Genomic DNA, 21,672 nt, shown 5'->3' on the forward strand with positions numbered 1-21,672 from the left:
AAGGGTTTTGTCATCATGGGTGTATTGCATTTGTTACGCGTCTACAACCTCTTTTACTTTTCGGTACTGGCCATCTTTCTTTCCTTTCTGCCGCTTTATTTGGCCGGACGGGGCATTTCCCCCGCCGAGATCGGCCTCATGGTGGGAGTGGGATCGTTTATCGGGATCCTGTCCCAGCCCTTTTGGGGAATGATCAGCGACAAGTACAAAACGATCAAAACGGTGATTCTGCTTACCTTGGGTATATCCATCGTCGTTGGTTCCGTTTTGTTTCAATCAGCGGGTGCGCTCCGACTGCTCATTCTCGTAGGCTTGATGTACTTTTTTCTGCTGCCGACGGATCCGTTGACAGAGAGCCTCAACTATCGGATTTCGGAACGGCATGGGGTTTCGTTTGGTGCGATTCGGATGTTCGGAGCCATCGGCTATGCGGCTGCTTCTTTGCTGGTTGGGTACGCAGTGGAATACCTGGGTATGGGAAGTTTGTCGTACCTGTTTCTGGGATTCGGCTTTCTGACAATAGTCGTCTGTCTCTTCCTGCCCGATGCGCCTGCCGTGGCCAAACCCATCTCGTTTGCAGACTTGAAACGTTTTTTCACGTATCGAAAAACGATCTGGTTTTTCCTGCTGGTGTTGATTGCCGCTACTCCTCACCGCACGAACGACAACTTCCTCGGTGTCTTCATCCAAAGCCTGGGCGGAAGCGCGGGGATGGTTGGACAGGCCTGGTTTTTCGCTGCGGTAAGCGAGGTGGTCTTTTTCGCATGGAGCGGAAGATGGATGCGACCAGGAACCGAGATCAAGCTGATTACCCTCGCTGCTGCCGTCTACGCGGTTCGATATACCCTCTGCTATCTCGTGACCGACCCGCAATGGGTGGTGTGGCTGCAGCTGCTGCAGGGAATTACCTTTGCCGTCTTTTATTCTGCCTCCATTCAATATCTCTACAGGATGATTCCCGAAGAGTGGAGGGCGACGGGCCAAACCGTTTTGGCTGTCGTTTTCTTCGGAATTTCCGGAATCGTCGGCTCTCTTGTGGGCGGATGGGTGTTCCACGCGTTTGGCGGCTCACAGCTGTACCTGCTGATGGCAGCGGTTTCTCTGGCGAGCTGTTTGTTCAGCCTGGCCCTATGGAAAGACAATGCCTGACGGTTCCGATCGGGAATCAGGCGTAAACACAGAGAAGCCCCGGACCTTCGCCAGGTCTGGGGCTTCTGTCTGTTTGTGATTTGTTAGTGTAGCAGATACTGTTCCACTTCTTCCGGTTCTTTAATTTTAATCCCCGGGTCGTTGTACTTGTAGAACTGGAAAAGCACTTGCTGATCCATGGTGCCTGCTTCCGGAAGAGGCAGGATGATCCACGTTTCGTACTGGTGGAGCAGATGGCTCTCCTTTCCAATCCAGAAGGTGGTTTTAATTGTCGATTCGTTTAAAATGTACTCCAGATCGGGACGTCCCGCCAACTGCTGACGAATCGGCTCAAACAAGTCGCTGCTGCTCTTTTTGAGCCACTGTGCACCGGTTATCTTCAACTGGAAGCGGACGCATTCCTTCCCGTACACCTTGTCATCTGTCAGCTGTACGGCCTGATCGAGAAACGGCATCCAGTCGTCAAAACCCTTCAGCGGATCGAAGGGAAGAGGATCCTCCTGGGCGGTCATCCAGGACTGTCCGACGCGCACAAAGCGCTTGTCGCCAATGCGGTAGTACTGATACGGCTGGCGGGCGATGCGAGCATCGACGTTGTACCCCGTCGGCTTGATCACGGCGCCTTCAAACATGCTGGTCGTCGTTCGAGAGAGGATGGTGTTTTTCACATGCCCCTTGTACCAGAACTTTTGAGCCTGTGGATCGGTTTGTGCTTTGACCAGCGCCGTCTTTAACCATTCCGCTGCGGATTCCCCATTGGCTGCCGTTTCAGGTTCTGCGGCGAAGTTGGTTTCCGGAAATTGCTTGCTGCCTGACTCATAGGTGCAACCGGTCAACAGCAACGCGGCACACAATCCGCTGAAAAGGAGACGGCTGGTGTTGCGCTTACGCATGGCGGAACCTCCTTACTACCCCGTAACCGAGCAGCCCGACGAAGAGGGCGATGACAAGCGGCAAAACGGGAATATGATGTGGTTTTAACACGAGCAGACGATGTTTGTCATAGATGGTCGCAACAATCTCGTTTTCCTTGTCGCCGTCGATGTCCCCCACCTGCACGTTCATGAGCGGCAGATACACTTTCCACGTTTGTTCCAGCCCCTCAGGCGTATAGCGGAAACCGCTCAGGTAGCGCTGCTGATACGTAGTTGATACCCAGCTTTTCGCCTGAGCGATGATTTCCGGCTCGCGATTGCCGCCTACTGAAGCGTAGTTGGAGAAGCTGAATGCCTTGTCTCCCTCCTGACTGGCCCACAAAATGTCCCAGGTACCGTCAGGCTTTGGTTTCAAAATGTAGGACGGCGTGCTTGCCACCAGCATCTCGTCTGTGTTGTCCTTGTCGATGTCGGCGAGAATGAATTTGGCGGTTGCCAGCGGCACCTGCTTGCGGGTGAGCGTGTACGCCTCGGTGGCGGTGCCGTCCGGCTTCACTGCCAGCACGCTGAGATGTTCCCCCAGCACGAGCAGACCTTCCCTGCCATCCGGAAGCTTCATGCTGCCAAGCAGCTTGGTCGCCTTGCTCTCAATGGCAAACGGCTTGCCGTTGTAAGAGCCTGTGAGCAAGCCCCCTTCGATTGAGAGATTGCTGTATGGGGAGCCTTCGCCAAACGACTGACGGGAATCCATTTTTCCCTTGTTTTGAGTCAGCATTTCATCGATGTTTTGCATGTCCAACAAAAAGGCGCGGTACGGGGCGGTCCCTGCCATAAGCATCCCCTCCGCGAAGGATTGGCGCTGGACGTTCGGCACCAGCTTGCCGTTTTTCATCGTATAGTACGGAAAGCCAGGGAAGTCGGCAGGCAGCTTTTCCTGAATCTGTGCCATCGTATCTGCGGAGATCTGCTCATTTGGAATGCGTACCAACCTTCCGTCCTTCCATGTCATGACGTACAGGGAGATCGGCTCCGGTTTTAGTGGAAGCAATTTGTCGGCAAGCGCTTTTCGCTCTGCTTCCGATTGCGGTTCATTGACTTCCGGTTCAAGCGGCAGCTCGTCGGCATTGCCGTAGGTGATTATCTCCTGTTTGCCGTCCTGATCCACATCGTGCAGGGTAATCGGGAAGTAGTCCACCCAATTGCCATGGTAGAGTTTTTCCGACTCCCACTGGATGGAAAAGTGGTTCCAAACGGCCAGGCTGTCGCGGTTGATCCCCGCGTTGAACAGCACGGCGACGGCGGCGAGCATGCTGACTGCCCGCCAGGTCAAACGGCCATACCATTTCGCCAGCAGGGCAATGACGAGAGCAGCAACGGCTCCTCCTGTCAGTACCGTGACGATGGAGTTGAAATCCAAACGGTTAAAGGCACGGTCCAGCATGAGAAGACCGAGAGAAAAGACGATTACCTGACGCCTCTCCTCAGGGCGAATCAGGAAATAGATGACCCCTAAAAGCGGGAGAATCAGCAGCAGGGCGATCCACGAGAGCTCAATAAACGCCACTTTGATCAAGAGATGGTAGATCAGCAACAGGGCAATCCCGTACAGCGCCCAGTTCAGCATGTGCAAAAATCCATTCCGACGCATGAGCTCACCCCCTTTCCTTTCCAATTGGTCGGCGTACAGTTTGCACAGGAAGCCGCCAAACAGCCAGAAGTACAAAGACATAAACGGCACTTCAAAAATGTTCTCCACCAGGTTGTGCAGAGCGACGGCGAAAAGGCCGCAGAACAGCCCCAGAAGAGGGAAGAAGTGCGGTGTCTGCGAATGGCTGCGAACGACCTTTACCGCGTATCGAAGCGTAACCGCCACGAGGAAGATCAAGAGGATGATGCCGATCAGTCCCAGTTCGGCAATACTTTTGAACAGGTAGCTGTCAGAGTAGATAGTACCGAAGTGGCGGGAAGCGACGGCGCCCCCGTGGTGTCCAAGCCCGGCTCCGAAAAACGGCTCCAGACGCATGATGTGGTATGCGTCGATCCAGCGGCCGAGTCGTCCGCCTTGCAGACTGGACGCGAAGTACTCCGGAGTGAACAGTGTAAAGATGCGGTTTTTGACGGTTCCGATTAACGGCAGTTTTTCCGGGGCGAAATAGAGCGCAGCGACACCCGCAGCTCCTGCCAGGATCATGTAGCTGGCCAGCCGTTTTTGCCAGATGGTGCAGCAGACGAACAGGGAAAAGGCCAAGGCAAACCAGGCTCCCCGCGATCCTGTCAATACGAGGGCAAGGAGCGTGGTCAGTGCGATTCCTCCCCAGATCAGGCGTTCTTTGCCGGTTCTTGCTTTCAGCAGCAAGCCTACAGCTACGGGAGAGATCAGCGCCATGTAGCTGCCCAATACGTTGGGGCTGGTCACAAACGAAAATGCACGCGTACCGATGGCCTCCCCTTCCTGCACCCACGTCATCGGCGTCTGGACGCCCAAGACGACCTGCATGACCCCGACAAAACCTGCGAGAAAACCAACCAGCGTCAGGATCTTCAAGAACTTGTCCAGCTGTTCGGCGGATGGCAGCAGATAGAATCCGATGAGCAAGGCGACCATATATTGATAGACAGCGCGAAATCCTTCGACGCTCGCATCAGGATCGACCATGTCAGTCACCGTAAGCCCAAGCCCGAAAACGACAAATGCAAGGAACAGGTGCTTGACGGGCGGAAACGGGAGCGTCCCTTTCATATAGGCAAAGAACGTAAACAGCAGCAATACGAGCAGCATGCCCTCATCCCAAAAAGAAGAAACAACAGGAATCGGCAGAATTTTTCGCAAGACGTAATCGATAACCGGGTACGCCAACAGCAGATAGAGCCAGGTGCTCGCCTGGGTACCCCATTTCAGTACGGTTTCTCTCATTGAGTCGAGTCCTCCTACGACTATTGATCAACTTAACTATTATAATGAATTGCCGAACGGTGTCGCAAGGAATAGGGAAAAAACTTGGTAGAGACGAAAGAAATGAGATATGATTACAGATAGGTTTTTAGATAGGAGAAACGCCTCATGAGCTTAGTCAAAACTGCATCGTATATTGTCCTCTTAACGTTGATTGGACGGCTGCTCGGCTTTTTCCGCAGCGTCTACGTCTCCAACCTCTATGGCACGGGCATGGCTGCAGACGCGTTCAGCGTAGCGGCCAACATTCCCATGACCCTGTTTTTGGTCGTACCGGGAGCGATTAATGCCGTCCTGATTCCCACCATGCGGGGGATGCTGGAAAAAGGGGAGGAAACGGCTGCTCTGTATCACAAATTGCTTGCCCTTATCCTGATCGTGTTTTTCGGCCTCTCGGTGGCGGGTGTATGCTTTTCGTATGAGATTGCCTTGCTGTTCGGTTTGAACGGCGAAATGGCGAAGTTGACCGCCGACATGCTGCAATGGATGTGGCCGTCCGCTCTTTTTATCGGACTGGCTGGTCTGTGGTCCAGTGTCTGCAACGCGCATCAGCATTTTTTTACACCGACGCTTGGGGCAGTGGCGAACGGGGCGCTTGTCATCGCCGCCATGTACTTCCTGGTGCCCGCTTTTGGTGCAGAAGGACTGGCAATGGCGACCACCCTCGGTTATCTTGCCGCCTGGCTCACGATGTGGCCGACCATGCGTCGTTTCGGATACCGGCATCGCCTCTCGTTTGTCTGGCATGAAGGTGAAGCGATGCGCAGCATGGGAGAGCGCGTCGTTCCCATTTTGATCGGGGCGACAATCGCGCAGGCCACTACCTTTCTGGAGCGGGGCTTTGCCTCCGGACTGGGGGAGGGGAAACTTGCTTCCCTCTATTACGCCAACCAGATCGTTCAAATGCCGATGGCCGTCTTCGTCGGGGCGTTTACCTTGCCGCTCTTTCCTCTGTTGGCCAGCTACGTGAAGCGGGGCGAAATGCATCTGATGAAGCAAACCTTGCAAAAAGGGTTGGCGTATCTGCTCATCCTGCTGATACCTGTGACAGTTGGACTGGTCTTGTACGGGGAACCGTTGATTCGACTCGTATTTGAGCGGGGGGCTTTTGGCCGGGAGGCAGTGGCGGACACGACCTGGGCGCTGGTCTTCTACAGCCTCGGGATATACGCTCTTGCAGCACGCGACTTGATTACCCGAGCCTTTTACGCCCTGGAAAACACGCGCACACCGGTCGTGATCGGCGTGATCGGCATCGTTGTCTACGTCATCTCCAACTGGCTGCTCATACCCGTCTTCGGACATGGCGGAATTGCGCTCAGCGCAGCCGTCTCCGCAAGCAGCCAAGCGCTTCTTCTGTTCGTGTTGCTGTGGAGAAGGATCGGTTCTCCCGTGCAATCCTCCTTTTTCTTTACGGCGGGGAAAGTGGCGGCAGCCTGCACAGCGATGGCTCTGGCAATCCTGCTGTCTGACCCGTTTCTCTCTCTGCTGCCGCTGTGGCTGTATCTGGCGCTTGGCATCGGCGGAGCAGCAGGCCTCTATGTGCTGGCTCTCTGGGCGCTTCGCGAGCCGCTGGTTCATGAAGTGATGCGCAAGCTGCTCAGTCGTTCCCGTGCTGGGAGCGCGTAAGCACAAGCGGAAATTCCCGGATGGCATAGCGAGCCTTGCCGGAAACGGCAGGAGGAATCTCCTCCACGTAGCGAACAGAGACAAAGACGTCCTCGCCGAGAACAGAGCGGATGCCGGCAAGCAGTCTTGTCTCTTCGGCATGCGAGTACCGGTTCGGGTCCTTTACCAGTTTCAAAGTGAGTCGGTGCGGTTCGTGCTGGACGATTTGAAAGGTCCGGAAGCCTTCCATGTTCCGCACGATGTGATTAAAGTAGTGTCCGTGAACATAGTTTCCCCGTGTGGAGACGAACATGTCGTCTTCCCGCCCGTCGATCTGGGCAAGCAGCGGATACTGAATGCCGCAGGAGCAGCTTTCGGGAGAGAAGGCGACGATGTCACCAAGCTGGTAGCGGAGCCGGGGCATGACGTAGTTGTAGAGATCCGTTACCAATAACTGTCCCGTCTGTCCAGGCGGCAGAGGATGCCCGGTAACAGGGTCCACTACCTCCAGATAGCTGTTCTCGCTGAAAGCGTGCATGCGGCCGGCCGGACACTGGTAAGCGATAATGCCCCCGTCCCTGGCGCCGTATTCGTTGACCACCGGAGCCTGAAAAGCGTCCGTAATCGCCTCCCGCTGATAGTCGTGCAAGCTTTCCGCAGTGGATACGACGGCCTTCAGCCGATGGCGCAGGCGAGTGCCTTTCTGGCGCATCATCTCCGCCAGCGTATACAGGGCAGACGCGTAGCCGTACAAATAGGCAGGGCGAAAGCGGCGAATCAGCCCAAGATCATGCTCCAGTCTGCGCTCGTCCAGATTGTACGCGGGGATCATCAATCGATTTTTCAACCAGCGTTCCTTGATGCGGTAGCAATTTGCCTGCTGTTGGCCCAGCTCGATCGGAGAGCCCCAAATCATCACGGACGAATCGCCGATGCGGATCCCATGCCACGACAGACCCAGCCAGCGTGCCGCTTCGTAGCGCTCCACAGTCGGCCGGTCCAGGTAAAAATGGGTCGGCTCCCCGGTGGAACCGCCTGTGCGGTTGGAAATCAGCCTGGAAGTGTCCGCCCCTCTTGTCAGGTACTGTTGGGAGGCGGCGCGGAACTGTCCTTTTGTCAAAACAGGAAGCGACTGCAAAAAGCGCTCGGGTTGATCGGCACTGTCGGCAAAATCCGATGCGAATTCGGTGTAAGCCGGTACGTTTTGCACCGCATGCTGCAAAAGTTTTCCCAGTTTGCGGCGCTGACTCGTCAAAAGCGCGTCCCGTTCCATGTGTTGGGAGTCTCGCAACTCTTGCAGGTAAGCGCGTGTGCGATTTTCTTTCAACCGCTCCATGAGCGGCCAATGTACGTGTCGGATCAGATAGCCTGTCAACGGCATGGGATCCACTCCTCTTCCGTTCGGATGGTTGCTGTTTCAACCATTATTCCTACCAGGAGATGACCCTATACCCGAATGAATACCCCAAAAAGTGAAGCGATGCTCTGTAGCGTATTCCGATTCCTTTTTGGGGACCCCACAAAAAATACTCCACAGAAAAGGAGCTGCTTCATGCTGAAGAAAAGTCACTTTCTCGGCGGAGCGCTGATTTTGGCCGTCGCCGGGGTGTTGTCAAAAGTTATCGGGATGTTTTACCGCATTCCCCTTCAGGAAATCGTCGGAGACAGCGGTCTTGGTCTCTATCAGGAAGTGTACCCGCTGTACCTGACCTTCCTGATCCTGGCCACGGCGGGCGTGCCAGTGGCCCTGTCACGGGTGATCGCGGAGGCGCTGGCGGAGGGAAAGCGGGAACTGATTAGCCAGATTCTCGCCCGCAGCCTGGTAATGATGGGCGGAATCGGTTTGATTCTGTTCGCCGTGTTGTATCTAAGCGCGCCGTTGATTGCCGCTCTGATGGGCAATCCCCATCTGATTGAGCCGATTCGCGCCATATCGTTGTCGCTTCTCTTCGTGCCGCTGATTGCCGTTGTGCGCGGGTATTTTTACGGGCACCAAAAGATGCTGTACGTCGGCCTCTCACAGGTCGTGGAACAGACTCTGCGGGTAGCGTTTATTCTGGTGGCATCGCTGTATCTCGTTTCGTTGGGAGAGGACACGGATAGCGTCATTACGGGTGTCAACTTCGGCACGATGATCAGCACCTTTTTAAGCCTCGGCTTTCTGACCATCCTCTTATGGTGGCACAATCGCAAACAGCCGTTGGGAGCGGGCAAAGCAACGCGAGGGTTGGATTGGTGGTTCGATCGCCGTTTTTTTGCCGCCATGTGGCGGATTGCCTGGCCAATCTGCATCAGCGCCCTGGTCATTCCCATCTTCAGCCTGGTTGACTCGTTTCTTGCCATCAATATTTTCCGGTACGTCTGGCACGTCGATGGCCTGACCGCAGATACGTGGTTCGGCATTTACAGCAGGGGAGGCCCGCTGTTGCAGTTGGCCAGCCTGTTCGGTGCCTCCATCGCGCTTTCCATCGTGCCTGCGATTGCCGAAGCCAAAAGGCGAGGCGACGAAGATAAGGTCAATACACTAACCCGGCTTTCGCTCCGATTCGCCTGGCTGATCGGACTGCCGGCCGGTTTGGGCCTGACGGCGGTTGCAGAGGGAGCCAATCTCGCTTTGTATGGGGACGTGGAAGGGACACGGGCCATGGCCATTCTCGGGGTGAGTGCCATCCCGCTGTCTCTCCTGCTGGCCCAGAACGGAATCCTGCAGGGGGTAGGCCGGGAGAAAATACCCGCCCTGCACCTCTTGTGGGGTGTAATCGTCAAAGTCGTGACCACGCTGCTCTTTACATCGCTGATGGGCATGGACGGTCTGTCCGTCTCCTGGCTGTGCGCGACGGCGTTCGTCTGCGTATTGAACATGCGGGCGATCGGGAAACAGGTGAACGCAGAGGTACATTGGCGTTTCGATACGCTGTATCCGCTGCTCGCCGCCAACCTGATGCTGCTGCTTGCCTGGGGAGCAACGGAAGCGACCGGCTTCCTGCTCGCTTTTCAGCTCAAAGCGCGGCTGTTGGGCGCTGCTGAAACCCTCGTCGGGATTGCGATCGGCATGCTTGTCTATCTGGCCCTGCTGCTGCTCATCCCGCTGATCGAGGAAAAAGAACTGGAGTGGCTGCCGGGCGGCGCCAAGCTGCGCGCAATCATGCAAGTGCTGCGAAAACGAATGATTGGACTGAGAAGATAGCTTCAGCCAAAAAAGAACCCATCGCGCTTCTAAAGAGAAGCCGATGGGTTCTTTTCCTCACCATTTAGGAACATTTCTGATACACGCAAACGACCATTTTTACAAAATACTCACGCAGAACAGGCAGTTTGGCCAAACCTGCCACGGTGGATCGCAGAGGTACTTCCTTTTGATACACGACCGGATGGGAGACACCCTGTTGAATCCGCCGGAAGCGCTTGATCGTCATCCGGTTGATATAGGAAAAATACTCGCTGCCGTCCGCACGTCGGCTGATCCGAAAGGAAATCCGTTCGCTGCCGTCCGGCAGATCGCGAACGAGACGCTTGTAGGCGTCGATCATCGCCTGCTCGGAGAACAGGGAATGCACCCAGGGAATGCCGATGGCGTCGGACAGATGGGCTCCGTACGGATGGAAGTACGGAGGGAAATTGATGTACAGGTGGCCGCCCGGTTTTAGCACGCGGAAGCATTCCTCCAGCGTTTTTTCCGGCCGATCCACGTGCTCCATGGCGTCGTTCATGATGATGGTATCAAAGGTATTGTCCGCAAACGGCAAATCAGCGGAGTCCGCCGTGAGAAACGAAGCGACGTCAGCCAGTCCCTTTTCGCGGGCAAAGGCTTTCGCTTCTTCCGCGTAGTGCGGGACAATGTCGATACCGACAATCTTTTTTGGGCCGAATGTGGCGTAGTAGCAGGTTTTGCCTCCTCCGCCGCAGCCGATGTCCAGTACCGTTTTTCCCTGAAACATCTGCTCCTGCGAGTGGAAGGGAAGAAAAAACTGAATCGTCTGTTCTCCCTTTTGAAACTGCCATTCGGTATAGCTCATCTTCCCGTCGTTCGCCAGGTTGAACGGATGGACGGGAAGCGGAAACAGTTTGTTTACTTGATAGAGGAGTGTGGATGATATAGACATGTATGCTCTTCCTCCTTGCAGCAGCTATTGTTTTCCGCCAAGCGCCTGCAGGACCAGTTCGCTGCTTCGCGCAGCCTCGCGGGCAAGCAGGCGGGACCGTTCCTCGATCACCTGTTTCTCCTGCGGCAGGTTGTCGAGGTGCTTTTTCAACAAACTCAGCAAGGCCGTTCGGTTCAAGTCTCGAATGTGGCCGGCGCAAGGCATGCCTGCGCGCTCGACGAAACGGTCGATCTTTGGATCGTAAGAGATGCCGGTAAACGGAATTTTCAACATGCAGGCGAGGATCAACGAGTGCAGGCGCATGCCAACGACATAGGTGCACTGCTTGAGCACCGACATGATTTCGTGGAACGATACCGGCTGTTCCAAAAGTTTCGCGCCGGGCTGCTTCATCAACGCCATGATCTGCTGTGAAGGGGCCAGATCGCTTGGGTAATGCATGGGCAGGAACAGAACATTCCAGCCGTTTTCGATAAAAGAATCCGCTGCATCGGCTATCGCTTGCTTAAACTGCTGCTCTTGTTTCCAGTCCCGGACGGAAATCGCTACCAGCGGACGGGACAGGTCGTCAAATAAACCGGACAACAGCCTTTTTCCCTGTTCGTCCGACACGTCGTCAGGGTGGATTGTCAGAGCGGGATCAGCCGTAACGTAGAGGGGGGCTTTATGCACACCGCACGCTTTAAAATCTTCTCCCGATTCGTAATCGCGCACGGTTATGACGTCGACATGGTTGACTACCTGCTTGATCATCCTGCGGCTGAGCGGCTTCAGGATCGGACCGAATCCCTGGGCGTAAAAGACGACAGGTTTTCGCAGCAGCTTCGCAATCATGACGATTCCCAGATAGTACAGCACGCTTCGCGGGCTTGTCACATCCTGCATTAATGTACCGCCGCCCATCACCAGAAGATCGCTGCGTTTCAATTCGCGGATGATGGTGGAAAGGCTCCAACGGTTGTACGCGGGAATTCCGAACAGCGCCTCTGTACGTTCAGGCTGGTTTGACAGAACAGCCAGGGAGATATTCGGTTGTTCCCGTCTCAGCGAGCTGATGATTCCGTACAGGACGACATCGTCTCCGGCATTGTTGAATCCGTAATACCCGGAGATGAGAATTCGCGACATGTGAGAACCTTCTTTCTATCACAAACGTACATGAAAAATACATTCTCAAGTATAATCGAGTAAACGCGGGGAAGTAAAGCCAACCTAGAATAAATAGAAAAGTCCCCCGACAAACAGTCCGACCCCCAACAGCATCAAGAGGACCATGAAAACCAGGATCCCCTTACTTTTGCGGCGGCGGTAGAAAAACTCATCAAACATGGCAATTCCTCCGACTCTATGAATGATCTTACACCATTCCTATCATCATATCACGTCGAGCGGGATGCCGTCATGAATCATAGAAAAGAAAGGAGATGGCAAACGTGCAAGGAAAATGGCTGAAATACACACTTCACGTCGCTAATGACCTGGAAGAGGCGTTTGTGGCCGACGTGCTTGAAAGTACATATACGTTGGGATGGATCGAACCGCAGATCGAGGTGCTGGTGACGGACAACGGATACGACTACGAGGAAAAGGCGGAGCTCCCTGTCATTGCCTACCTGTTTGAGCCGATGAGTGAAAGCGAGGAGCAGCATGTCGAGCGGTTGAAGCTGTTTCTCAACCGCTGGGGAGGACGGGTACGCCTGCGGGAAACGGAACAGGTAAAAGAGGAAAATGAATCGTGGAAAGAGGAATTTCAACCGGTTCAGGTAGGCGACTGGTGGATCGCCCCTACCTGGACGCCGGAGGAAGCCCTTATTGGGGCAACCCATATTCTTCGGATTGACCCGGGGGCGGCATTTGGCACCGGCTATCACGGAACCACACAGGACATCCTCAGGCTGATGCAGGGGATGGAGCTTCATGGCCGTCGCGTGCTGGACATCGGCGCCGGTTCGGGAATCCTGTCCGTTTTTGCAGTCAAAGAGGGGGCAAAGCAGCCGGTCTATGCCGTGGACATCAATCCGCAGAGTGAGTACCAGGTGCATGTTAACCTGAAAAACAACGGATTGCCGCATTCTGCCGTAGCTGTCGTCATTGGCGACGCGGCAGAGCATGACGTGCGGGAGCGCCTGCCGAAAGAGGTTGATCTTGCCCTGGTAAACATTGGCGGGGATGAAGATATTGCCATGCTTCCGGTGGTGGGCGAGCGGATTGTCCCGGGAGGTGTCGTCATTCTGTCCGGTATTGTGGAGTGGAACCGGGAAAAGGTACAGACTGCTTACGAGCAGGCTGGTTTTCGCTTCCTCGAGGAGAGGCAGAGTGAAGAGTGGATAACCCTTTTGTTGATCCGGACCGCTTCCGAATAGACTTCAGTAACCCTTTTGTTACGCGAATGTGAGAGAATGAAGCAACACGTAACCAAAGGGGGAGAGAGGAATGGAATCTATCGTATTTGCCGCCGCAGGACGTACGCCGATCGGTACGTTCGGCGGCGTATTGAAAGATGTAAGCGCTCGCAGACTGGCTGAAGTGGCGATTCGCGGCGTGATCGCCAAAGCAGGCCTGGATCCGCAGCTGATTCATGAGGTAATCCTGGGGAACTGCATTCAGCGCTCGGACGAGGCCAACATCGCCAGGGTGGCGGCGATTGACGCCGGTCTGGGAAAAGAAGTGACCGGATTGACCGTTCAGCGCCAATGTTCCTCCGGAATGCAGGCGATTGTCAGCGGAGCGTCCCAGATCGCGCTGGGCGACAGTGAGATCGTAATCGCGGGCGGCGTGGAGAGCATGAGCAACGCACCGTATGTACTGAAAAACGCTCGCTGGGGAAAACGGCTGATGCACGGAGAAATGACCGATTCCATGTGGGACCTTTTGACTGACACCCATCACCAGATTTTGATGGGAGAGACAGCGGAGCGCCTTGTTGACCGCTACGGCATCACCCGTGAGGAGCAGGATGAAGTGGCGTACCGCAGTCAACAAAATGCGGTTCGCGCCATCGACAACGGGACCTTTCGAGAAGAAATCATTCCGGTTCCCGTTCAGAGGCGAAAAGACACCACCTATGTGGACACAGACGAGCATCCTCGTCGAGACGTGACGCTGGAGAGCCTGGCCAAGCTGAAACCGTCGTTCCGTGAAAATGGCACTGTTACAGCCGGAAATGCTTCCGGATTGAACGACGGAGCCTCGGCGGTCATTTTGATGAAGGAAAGCCGCGCCAATGAACTGGGATTGAAGCCGCTCGGCCGGATTGTCTCCTATGCCTGGGCCGGGGTTGAGCCTGATCTGATGGGGTACGGTCCCGTTCCAGCCGTCAAAAAAGCACTGGCCAAAGCAGGTCTGACTCTGGCCGACATCGACCTGATCGAAGTGAACGAAGCGTTTGCCGCCCAGTACCTTGCCGTCGAAAAGCTGCTGGAGCTGCCGCGGGAGATTACCAACGTGAACGGCAGCGGCATCTCGCTCGGACATCCCGTCGGTTCCACCGGCTGCCGAATCGTCGTGACGCTGCTGCATGAGTTGAACCGCAGACAGTTGAAGCGCGGTTTGGCCACCCTGTGCGTCGGCGGGGGGATGGGCATGGCCATGATCGTCGAAGTATAAACCGGCAAGCCCCCGTCCAAACTGGTAACATGACCCCATCTTTGCGTATAGGCTCCGATGGGGTCTTTGCGTGAGTAAAGGGGGCTTCATTCATGTTGTTTTCATTTCTTCGCAGTCGATGGAAACCGCTTCTGCTTTACGGAGGAACGGCATTGGCGCTCGCTCTCGCAGCGGCCGCAGGCTATACCGCGTACCAGTATAAACGAATGACACAAGACTGGTATGCTCCCTTGGAGGGGGAAGAGCAGGCTCGCGTACAGGAAATTCCGCCATCGAATACCGCGGTCCCGGAACAGCTGGGCCTGTTGCAAAAGCCAAAGCCGCTGAAGCCGTTTCTGCTGCTTTTGATCGGTATCGACAGCCGGGATGGTGAACGGGCCCGTTCCGACACGATGATGCTGGCTGCCGTCCATCCCGAGAAGCAGCGGGCCTATCTGATTTCCATTCCCCGGGACAGCTTCATGGAGCTGCCCGGCCGAGGCTACGACAAGGTGAATCACGCTATGGCATTTGGCGGTCCCAAGCTCGTCAAAAACTCGCTGGAACGCTTCTTAAACGTCAAAATAGACCGCTACGTGACAATCGACTTTGACGGATTCCGCAAGATCGTCGACGAACTGGGCGGAGTCGAGATCCATGTGAAAAAGCGAATGAAGTATACGGATCCCGGCGACGACACGTACATCGACCTGCAACCCGGCCTGCAGAGGCTGAACGGCAAGCAGGCGCTGGACTACGCCCGTTACCGGAAAAGCGACCTGGGCAGGGAAGACAGTGACTACGAACGGATTGTTCGTCAGCAGGAGATCGTCAAAGCCCTTGCCAATAAAGGAGATTCCGTTGAGGCCTTTTTCAAGGCGTTCAAGCTGATGGATATCATGGGAAAGCATGTGAAAACCGATTTGACGGAGGCGGAAATCGCCTCTCTCTTGATCACCTACTATGACCCGAAACAAAATCATTTGGAGACGGAAACGCTGAAGGGAGCGGACGAGCGGATCTGGAGGCACGGCATCCGAGGCTGGTACTATCTCGTTCCCAGCCAGGAACGCAGCCGCGTCCACGGAAAGCTGCTGACCGAACTGGCCCGCTGACGGACACTGATCATCCGAGAGCACGCCCTCTGTACGGAAGGCGTGTTTTATTGTACTTATATTTTTTTGTTGGAAAAATCCATAAATTTCGAATAGAATGGAGTCAGGAAGAGGTTATGAATGTGGATCGTACGGGAGAGGTAAGCTTGAAAAAGGATTGGGAGGAATGTACATGTCGAATGCCAAGCCTTGGATTGCCAGCTACCCGCCCGAGACCCCAGCGTCGTTGGAATACCCCCGTGTTCCCTTGACGCACTACCTGCAACAAGCGGCAACTGAATTCCCTGACAATTTTGCCCTCAACTTCATGGGGAAGCGGATCACCTACCGCGAACTGCTGACAATGTCGTACCAGTTCGCCAACGCGTTGAAGAAGCGCGGCGTAAAAAAAGGCGACCGCGTCTCCATCATGCTGCCTAATTCCCCCCAGGCAGTCATTGCGTACTACGGCGCGCTGTTTATCGGTGCCACTGTTGTCATGACAAACCCCCTCTACACGGAGCGGGAGCTCACCCATCAGTTGAACGATTCCGGCGCCGAGACGATCATCACATTGGACCTGCTTTACAAAAGGGTCATGAACGTCAAGCCTTCTACTCCGTTAAAACGTTTGATCATTACGAGTGTTGGCGATTTTCTCCCCTTTCTCAAAAAGTTATTTTATCCGTTGGTGCAGCGCAGGCAAGGTCACAACCCGCAAGTGGAATACAGCGGAGAAGTTGAGCCTTTTCTTTCCCTTATAAAAGAAAGCGCTACCAATCCGGTCAAGACAGAAATCGCCCCGGAAACAGACCTGGCGCTGCTGCAGTATACCGGAGGAACGACCGGAGTGGCCAAAGGTGTCATGCTGACCCACAGCAATCTGATCGCCAATGCCATTCAGTGCCAGGCTACCCTCTACAAGTTGAAAAGGGGACGGGAGCGCATCCTTGGCGCTCTGCCGCTGTTTCATGTTTATGGCATGACGACGGTGATGAACATGGGCATCTCCATGGCGTCGGAAATCATCCTGGTGCCCAAATTTGATGTGAAGCAGATCCTGGATTCCATCAACAAATGGAAGCCTACCTTGTTTCCGGGCGCCCCTACCATGTACATTGCGTTGATCAATCATCCTGATTTGAAAAAATACGACTTGTCCTCCATCGAAGCATGTGTGAGTGGATCTGCTCCGCTTCCGGTTGAAGTGCAGCAGCGCTTCGAAGAATTGACCGGGGGCAAACTGGTGGAAGGCTACGGACTGACAGAAGCCTCGCCGGTTACCCACTCCAACCCGATCTGGGGACATCGCATCTCGGGCAGCATCGGACTGCCCTGGCCCGATACCGACTGCCGCATACTGGATCCGGCGACCGGAGAAGAGCTTCCCCAAGGGGAAATTGGAGAATTGGCCGTAAAAGGTCCGCAAGTCATGCAAGGGTACTGGAACCGCCCGGAGGAAACGGCGGCTGCGATGCGTGACGGCTGGCTGTTGACCGGTGACATGGCATACATGGATGCCGCAGGCTATTTTTATATCGTCGACCGTAAAAAGGATATGATTATTGCCGGCGGTTTCAACATTTATCCACGGGAAGTGGAAGAAGTGCTGTTTGAGCATCCGGCTATTCAGGAGGCGGCTGTGATAGGCGTACCCGACCCATACCGCGGTGAAACAGTCAAGGCGTTCATCGTGTTGAAACAGGGACGTCAGGTGACGGAGGACGATTTGGAGCGTCACTGTCGACAGCGTTTGGCCGCTTATAAAATCCCCCGGTTGTATGAGTTCCGCAGCGAACTGCCGAAAACAATGGTAGGCAAGGTGCTCCGCCGTCAGCTTCAGGAAGAGGAAAAACAGCGGCGCGAAGCGGAACAGCAGGCGAAGAGCAGTTAATCACAAAAAGGACCTTTTCCATTTTTCTGGAGAAGGTCCTTTTTCGTTTTGGAGATTGCCATACGAATAAGTGGGGAACGTTAGACATGGGCTTCTCTCCGCGGGGATTGACACTGTGCAGTGAGTGTATTACACTTGATCTGAATGAATGATCATTCATTCGCTCTCATCATCTTGTGAAATCAAATGTGGAGGTAAGTATGGCAAAGAAAACGGGGGAAAAGTATCAGGCCATCATTGATGCGGCTGTACGCGTCATCGCGAAACAGGGGTATCACAATGCCCAGGTTTCCAAAATCGCTAAAGAGGCGAAGGTTGCGGACGGTACCATCTATCTCTACTTTGAGAACAAGGATGACATTTTAATCTCGCTTTTTAATGAGAAAATGGGTCAGTTTATTGAAACATGCCGGGGACGCATTGCAGAAGCCGAGTCGCTTGAACAAAAATTGTACGTTCTCGTCCACGCCCACCTCAGTCAGTTGTCACAGGATCCGGAGATGGCCATCGTGACGCAGATTGAACTGCGCCAATCCAATCCGGAGATCAGCAAAGGCATCGGGATTGTGATGAAGCAGTACTTCAACCTGATTGACGACGTGATACGGGCAGGGATTGAACAAGGATCGTTCCGCCCCGATATTGATGTGCGGGTGGCACGGAAAATGATTTTTGGCACGCTTGACGAAGTAGCGACGTCCTGGGTCATGAAGCAGTGCAAGTATGACCTTGTCTCTCACGTTGATCCCATCCATAACCTCTTCCTGTACGGTTTGATGCGGAAGTAACGATAGAAAACGCTTTTTTTGGAAGCGCGCGTTTGTTACAATGGAGGGTGTACAACTGAGCGATCGCTCGGTTGGATGCAATCGTATGCAGTGACCATGGAAAAAGTGGGGGAGAGAGGCATGACGTATTCGCATTTTCTTGTGAAGAAGGAGAATCGCATCGCTGTTGTTTCGGTGAATAACCCGCCTGCAAACGCGCTCAATCAACCTGCCCTGAAGGAGCTGCGGTCCATCCTAGACGAGCTCGAAAACGAGGCTGATGTAAAGGTCGTCGTTCTGACCGGGGAAGGGCGCTTTTTTATCGCGGGGGCTGACATTAAGGAATTCACCCAATTAAACCCCACGGAAGCGGAAGCGTTGGCAACTGCCGGTCAGGAGCTGTTCAATCGCATCGAGACATACCCGAAGCCGATCCTCGCAGCGATCAACGGCGCTTGCCTGGGAGGCGGCCTGGAGCTGGCGATGGCGTGCCACATTCGCCTGGCAGCAGCGGAAGCCAAACTGGGATTGCCAGAGCTGAACCTCGGTATTATCCCGGGTTACGGAGGCACACAGCGCTTGCCGCGTCTGATCGGTCGCGGTAAGGCGACGCAGATGATCCTCACCTCGGAGATGATTGGCGGCGAAGAAGCGTATCGCATCGGTCTGGTAGAAGCGGTATATCCGCTGGAACAACTGCTGGACGAAGCGAAAAAGCTGGCGGAAGCAATAGCGCAGAAGAGCGCTGTCGCACTGCGTCTCGCGCTGAACGCCATCCACGCCGGCGTTATCCATGGTTTGCACGAAGGTCTGCAGCGGGAGGCAGCGCTGTTTGGTGAAGCATTCCGTTCTGAAGATGTGAAAGAGGGCGTCACCGCTTTCCTGGAGAAGCGCAAGCCTCAGTTTCATGACCGATAGAAACAAGAAGGAGGTACTCCCATGAATATCCTGGTTGTTCTCAAACAAACTTTTGATACCGAAGAGAAAATTGTCATTCAAGACGGAAAAATCTCCGAAGACGGAGTGGAATTTATCATCAATCCGTACGATGAGTACGCGGTAGAAGAAGCGATCAGATTAAAAGAAGAGCTCGGCGGCGAGGTTACCGTTGTCACGGTCGGACCGGATCGCGCTGAAACCGCTCTTCGTACCGCACTGGCGATGGGAGCGGACAAGGCTGTTCTCGTTGATGACGAATCGCTGTTCGGCGATGAGTACACCACGGCAAAAGCGCTTGCAGCGGTAGCGAAAAAAGTTGGCTTCGACATCATTCTTGGCGGTCAGATGGCGGTTGACTCCGGAGCGGGGCAAGGCGGTCCGCGCCTCGCAGAAGAATTGGGCATCAACCACGTTTCCACTGCGGTGAAACTGGAGGTAAACGGCACCAATGTTCGCGTCGAGCGCGATATCGAGGGCGATCTGGAAACCGTGGAAACCTCGCTTCCTGTGCTGATCACCGCGCAGCAGGGCCTGAATGAGCCGCGCTATCCATCTCTCCCCGGCATTATGAAGGCGAAGAAAAAGCCGCTTGAGCGTCTGTCGGCAGACGACCTGGGCCTTTCCGCTGAAGACGTCCAGGCTAAAACAGAGATCGTCGATCAGTACCTGCCACCAAAAAAACAGGCGGGACGCATTCTCTCCGGCGATCTTTCGTCCCAAGTTTCAGAATTGGTCCAACTGCTCCGCAACGAAGCAAAAGTGGTGTAACGAACAAGGGAGAGGGGATACACATATGAAAAAAGTACTTGTATTGGCAGAAGCACGTGACGGCCAACTGCGCAACGTATCCTTTGAAGCGTTGGCGGCAGCGAACATTCTGGCAGAGGGCGGCGAAATCGCGGCAGCCGTATTTGGTGCAGATGGCGGTTCGTTCGCGGATGCGCTTGCTCAGCATGGGGCCGACAAGGTATATGTCGTAAACAACAGCGCGCTTGCTACCTATACTCCTGACGGGTACAGCCAGGCTTTGCAGCAATTGATCAAGGCTGTAAGTCCGGACGCGATCGTATTGGGTCATACCTCGATCGGCCGCGATCTGGCACCGCGTGTGGCAGCGCGTCTCGGTTACGGACTCGTCTCCGACGTCACGGCCATTGAGGCAGGACCGGTCTTCACCCGTCCGATTTACGCCGGAAAAGCCTTCCAAAAGCGCAAGTTCCGTGAAGGTTGCATTTTCATCACGATTCGTCCGAACAACATTCCGGTTGGTCAGGCGGAAGCAGGCAAGACAGCGGAAGTGGTACCGTTTGACGTGGAAATCAAGGATCTGCGTACGATCGTGAAGGAGATTGTCCGCAAAACCAGCGGCAAAGTTGACCTGTCCGAAGCAAAGGTGATTGTTTCCGGCGGTCGCGGTGTAAAGAGCGCAGATGGGTTTAAGCCCCTTTACGAGCTTGCAGAAGTATTGGGCGCAGCTGTAGGTGCTTCCCGCGGCGCGTGCGACGCAGATTACTGCGACTACTCGATGCAGATTGGACAAACGGGCAAGGTAGTGACTCCTGATCTGTACATCGCATGCGGCATCTCCGGTGCCATCCAGCACCTGGCCGGTATGTCCAACTCCAAGGTAATCGTTGCCATCAACAAGGATCCCGAAGCGCCGATTTTCCAAGTGGCTGATTACGGAATCGTTGGCGACCTGTTTGAAGTGGTGCCGCTCTTGACGGAAGAATTTAAAAAGGTGTTGGCGTAAAGGTAACGGCTAAGCGGCCCCTGATACAAGGGGTCGTTTTTTTACACCAGACTATACTCGCGAACCCCGTAGTTCTGCAGGGCAACGAGCATGTCGGCTGCATCATTGCACTCCAGGGCGACTGCTGCTTTTCCTGCTGACAGGGCGTCTTGAAAGATGGCGGACTGTTCCTTGTTAAGGCCAATTGGCACAAGCGAGTCCAAAGGGGTGTTTTCTCCGGAGACGGAGGATTGATTGAGAAACACGATGGATTGTACCGAAGTCTCCAGTGCCAATTGCTGCAAGACGCGATGAGCTTCGGCTTCGCTGTTGAAGTAAGCCACAATGGTTGCCACATGAACTCCCCCCTTTCCATCCTCAATAGCTTGGAACAGAACAGGGCAAAGTATGTGGGAACCACTCCTTCGCAAAGTGTCGCCCGCCATAGTCATTTCAGGCAGAGAATGGTATACTGAAAATCGTCGAACCCCCATCAGTAACTGACCTTAAGGAGGTAGCCACATATGGCAATTGTCAACGTAACCGATCAGTCCTTCAGCCAGGAAGTAGAACAAGGAGGGACTGTCCTCGTCGATTTCTGGGCACCTTGGTGCGGTCCCTGCAAAATGATCGCTCCTGTGCTGGAGCAAATCGACAATGAAGTAGGCGCCAAGCTGAAAATCGCCAAAGTAAACGTCGATGAAAATCCGGAGTCTGCAGGGCGTTTTGGCATCATGTCCATTCCGACCCTGATGGTATTTAAGGATGGCCAACCGGTTGACAAGGTGATCGGTTTCCAACCGAAGGAAGCATTGATGGCCACTCTGGGTAAGCACCTGTAAGGCAGGAGAAAGACAGCATGAGCACATTCGTGCAGTGCTGTCTTTTTTTAGTAGATAAGACTTCCATGCCGCGTTCACGGCATCACTGATGAATGAAAATATTGTCAATACTGCTACTACGGCTGGCGAAG

The 21,672-nt window shown here is 54.5% G+C and carries 18 protein-coding genes; 12 read left to right on the forward strand and 6 right to left on the reverse strand.

What is annotated here, in order from left to right:
- Window positions 1-15 precede the first annotated feature (15 nt).
- Complete coding sequence (locus ACE99V_RS06260; protein ID WP_400490206.1) at window positions 16-1,149, forward strand: MFS transporter; 1,134 nt, start codon at window positions 16-18, stop codon at window positions 1,147-1,149.
- Window positions 1,150-1,232: 83 nt separating this feature from the next.
- Here the strand turns inward: ACE99V_RS06260 and ACE99V_RS06265 are convergent, their stop codons facing one another.
- Both ACE99V_RS06265 and ACE99V_RS06270 read right to left on the reverse strand, forming a co-directional pair.
- Window positions 1,233-2,042, reverse strand: coding sequence for a hypothetical protein (locus ACE99V_RS06265; RefSeq protein WP_400490207.1), 810 nt, complete (start codon window positions 2,040-2,042; stop codon window positions 1,233-1,235).
- On the reverse strand, window positions 2,035-4,938 hold the full coding sequence (locus tag ACE99V_RS06270; protein ID WP_400490208.1) for an O-antigen ligase family protein: 2,904 nt from the start codon (window positions 4,936-4,938) through the stop codon (window positions 2,035-2,037). Before ACE99V_RS06270 ends, ACE99V_RS06265 begins: the two co-directional genes overlap by 8 nt.
- 147 nt (window positions 4,939-5,085) lie before the next feature.
- Here ACE99V_RS06270 and murJ point away from each other — a divergent pair, with 147 nt between their 5' ends.
- Window positions 5,086-6,606 carry a murein biosynthesis integral membrane protein MurJ gene (murJ, locus tag ACE99V_RS06275; protein WP_400490209.1) on the forward strand — a complete coding sequence of 507 codons (1,521 nt, stop codon included), beginning with the start codon at window positions 5,086-5,088 and terminating at the stop codon, window positions 6,604-6,606.
- On the opposite strand, the gene ACE99V_RS06280 is transcribed toward murJ, so the two are convergent.
- On the reverse strand, window positions 6,578-7,966 hold the full coding sequence (locus tag ACE99V_RS06280) for a phenylacetate--CoA ligase family protein (RefSeq protein ID WP_400490210.1): 1,389 nt from the start codon (window positions 7,964-7,966) through the stop codon (window positions 6,578-6,580). The two genes, murJ and ACE99V_RS06280, sit on opposite strands and share 29 nt — an antisense overlap.
- A gap of 171 nt (window positions 7,967-8,137) precedes the next feature.
- Between ACE99V_RS06280 and ACE99V_RS06285 the strand changes: the two genes are divergently transcribed.
- Complete coding sequence (locus ACE99V_RS06285; protein WP_400490211.1) at window positions 8,138-9,772, forward strand: putative polysaccharide biosynthesis protein; 1,635 nt, start codon at window positions 8,138-8,140, stop codon at window positions 9,770-9,772.
- Between the two features lie 64 nt (window positions 9,773-9,836).
- Here ACE99V_RS06285 and ACE99V_RS06290 read toward each other — a convergent pair whose 3' ends face one another.
- On the reverse strand, window positions 9,837-10,688 hold the full coding sequence (locus tag ACE99V_RS06290; RefSeq protein WP_400490212.1) for a class I SAM-dependent methyltransferase: 852 nt from the start codon (window positions 10,686-10,688) through the stop codon (window positions 9,837-9,839).
- A gap of 24 nt (window positions 10,689-10,712) precedes the next feature.
- Complete coding sequence (gene csaB, locus ACE99V_RS06295) at window positions 10,713-11,816, reverse strand: polysaccharide pyruvyl transferase CsaB (protein ID WP_400490213.1); 1,104 nt, start codon at window positions 11,814-11,816, stop codon at window positions 10,713-10,715.
- Window positions 11,817-12,121: 305 nt separating this feature from the next.
- On the opposite strand from csaB, the gene ACE99V_RS06300 reads away from it, so the two are divergent.
- The 8 genes from ACE99V_RS06300 (at window position 12,122) to ACE99V_RS06335 (ending at window position 20,720) form a co-directional block, all read left to right on the forward strand.
- Window positions 12,122-13,051, forward strand: a complete 930-nt coding sequence (locus tag ACE99V_RS06300; RefSeq protein WP_400490214.1) for a 50S ribosomal protein L11 methyltransferase — start codon at window positions 12,122-12,124, stop codon at window positions 13,049-13,051.
- 70 nt (window positions 13,052-13,121) lie between these two features.
- Window positions 13,122-14,294, forward strand: a complete 1,173-nt coding sequence (locus tag ACE99V_RS06305) for a thiolase family protein (RefSeq protein ID WP_400490215.1) — start codon at window positions 13,122-13,124, stop codon at window positions 14,292-14,294.
- Window positions 14,295-14,386: 92 nt separating this feature from the next.
- Window positions 14,387-15,388 (forward strand): LCP family protein, encoded by a 1,002-nt coding sequence (locus tag ACE99V_RS06310; protein WP_400490216.1) that lies wholly within the window; start codon window positions 14,387-14,389, stop codon window positions 15,386-15,388.
- Between the two features lie 172 nt (window positions 15,389-15,560).
- A complete protein-coding gene (locus ACE99V_RS06315) occupies window positions 15,561-17,261 on the forward strand; it encodes an AMP-binding protein (RefSeq protein WP_400490217.1) in 1,701 nt (566 codons plus the stop codon).
- A gap of 200 nt (window positions 17,262-17,461) precedes the next feature.
- The gene (gene fadR, locus ACE99V_RS06320; protein WP_400490218.1) at window positions 17,462-18,049 is read left to right on the forward strand and encodes a fatty acid metabolism transcriptional regulator FadR; all 588 of its coding nucleotides are present in this window, start codon (window positions 17,462-17,464) and stop codon (window positions 18,047-18,049) included.
- Window positions 18,050-18,169: 120 nt separating this feature from the next.
- Entirely contained in the window at window positions 18,170-18,946 is a 777-nt protein-coding gene (locus tag ACE99V_RS06325) for an enoyl-CoA hydratase (protein ID WP_400490219.1), read from the forward strand.
- Between the two features lie 21 nt (window positions 18,947-18,967).
- Complete coding sequence (locus tag ACE99V_RS06330) at window positions 18,968-19,735, forward strand: electron transfer flavoprotein subunit beta/FixA family protein (protein WP_400490220.1); 768 nt, start codon at window positions 18,968-18,970, stop codon at window positions 19,733-19,735.
- 25 nt (window positions 19,736-19,760) lie between these two features.
- Window positions 19,761-20,720, forward strand: coding sequence for an electron transfer flavoprotein subunit alpha/FixB family protein (locus ACE99V_RS06335; RefSeq protein WP_400490221.1), 960 nt, complete (start codon window positions 19,761-19,763; stop codon window positions 20,718-20,720).
- Between the two features lie 41 nt (window positions 20,721-20,761).
- Here the strand turns inward: ACE99V_RS06335 and ACE99V_RS06340 are convergent, their stop codons facing one another.
- Window positions 20,762-21,055, reverse strand: coding sequence for a hypothetical protein (locus ACE99V_RS06340; protein ID WP_400490222.1), 294 nt, complete (start codon window positions 21,053-21,055; stop codon window positions 20,762-20,764).
- Between the two features lie 168 nt (window positions 21,056-21,223).
- Between ACE99V_RS06340 and trxA the strand changes: the two genes are divergently transcribed.
- Window positions 21,224-21,541, forward strand: a complete 318-nt coding sequence (gene trxA, locus ACE99V_RS06345) for a thioredoxin (RefSeq protein WP_400490223.1) — start codon at window positions 21,224-21,226, stop codon at window positions 21,539-21,541.
- Window positions 21,542-21,672 lie beyond the last annotated feature (131 nt).

The sequence above is a fragment of the Brevibacillus soli genome (assembly GCF_044759095.2).
Classification (GTDB): domain Bacteria; phylum Bacillota; class Bacilli; order Brevibacillales; family Brevibacillaceae; genus JBIYSM02.

Bases quoted from the DNA above. Each gene is read 5' to 3' on its own strand.
- csaB (WP_400490213.1), bottom strand. From the start codon at position 11,816: ATGTCGCGAATTCTCATCTCCGGGTATTACGGATTCAACAATGCCGGA.
- trxA (WP_400490223.1), top strand. From the start codon at position 21,224: ATGGCAATTGTCAACGTAACCGATCAGTCCTTCAGCCAGGAAGTAGAA.
- fadR (WP_400490218.1), top strand. From the start codon at position 17,462: ATGGCAAAGAAAACGGGGGAAAAGTATCAGGCCATCATTGATGCGGCT.
- ACE99V_RS06280 (WP_400490210.1), bottom strand. From the start codon at position 7,966: ATGCCGTTGACAGGCTATCTGATCCGACACGTACATTGGCCGCTCATG.
- ACE99V_RS06260 (WP_400490206.1), top strand. From the start codon at position 16: ATGGGTGTATTGCATTTGTTACGCGTCTACAACCTCTTTTACTTTTCG.
- ACE99V_RS06305 (WP_400490215.1), top strand. From the start codon at position 13,122: ATGGAATCTATCGTATTTGCCGCCGCAGGACGTACGCCGATCGGTACG.
- ACE99V_RS06315 (WP_400490217.1), top strand. From the start codon at position 15,561: ATGTCGAATGCCAAGCCTTGGATTGCCAGCTACCCGCCCGAGACCCCA.
- ACE99V_RS06265 (WP_400490207.1), bottom strand. From the start codon at position 2,042: ATGCGTAAGCGCAACACCAGCCGTCTCCTTTTCAGCGGATTGTGTGCC.
- ACE99V_RS06270 (WP_400490208.1), bottom strand. From the start codon at position 4,938: ATGAGAGAAACCGTACTGAAATGGGGTACCCAGGCGAGCACCTGGCTC.
- ACE99V_RS06310 (WP_400490216.1), top strand. From the start codon at position 14,387: ATGTTGTTTTCATTTCTTCGCAGTCGATGGAAACCGCTTCTGCTTTAC.
- ACE99V_RS06290 (WP_400490212.1), bottom strand. From the start codon at position 10,688: ATGTCTATATCATCCACACTCCTCTATCAAGTAAACAAACTGTTTCCG.
- murJ (WP_400490209.1), top strand. From the start codon at position 5,086: ATGAGCTTAGTCAAAACTGCATCGTATATTGTCCTCTTAACGTTGATT.
- ACE99V_RS06285 (WP_400490211.1), top strand. From the start codon at position 8,138: ATGCTGAAGAAAAGTCACTTTCTCGGCGGAGCGCTGATTTTGGCCGTC.
- ACE99V_RS06335 (WP_400490221.1), top strand. From the start codon at position 19,761: ATGAAAAAAGTACTTGTATTGGCAGAAGCACGTGACGGCCAACTGCGC.
- ACE99V_RS06325 (WP_400490219.1), top strand. From the start codon at position 18,170: ATGACGTATTCGCATTTTCTTGTGAAGAAGGAGAATCGCATCGCTGTT.
- ACE99V_RS06330 (WP_400490220.1), top strand. From the start codon at position 18,968: ATGAATATCCTGGTTGTTCTCAAACAAACTTTTGATACCGAAGAGAAA.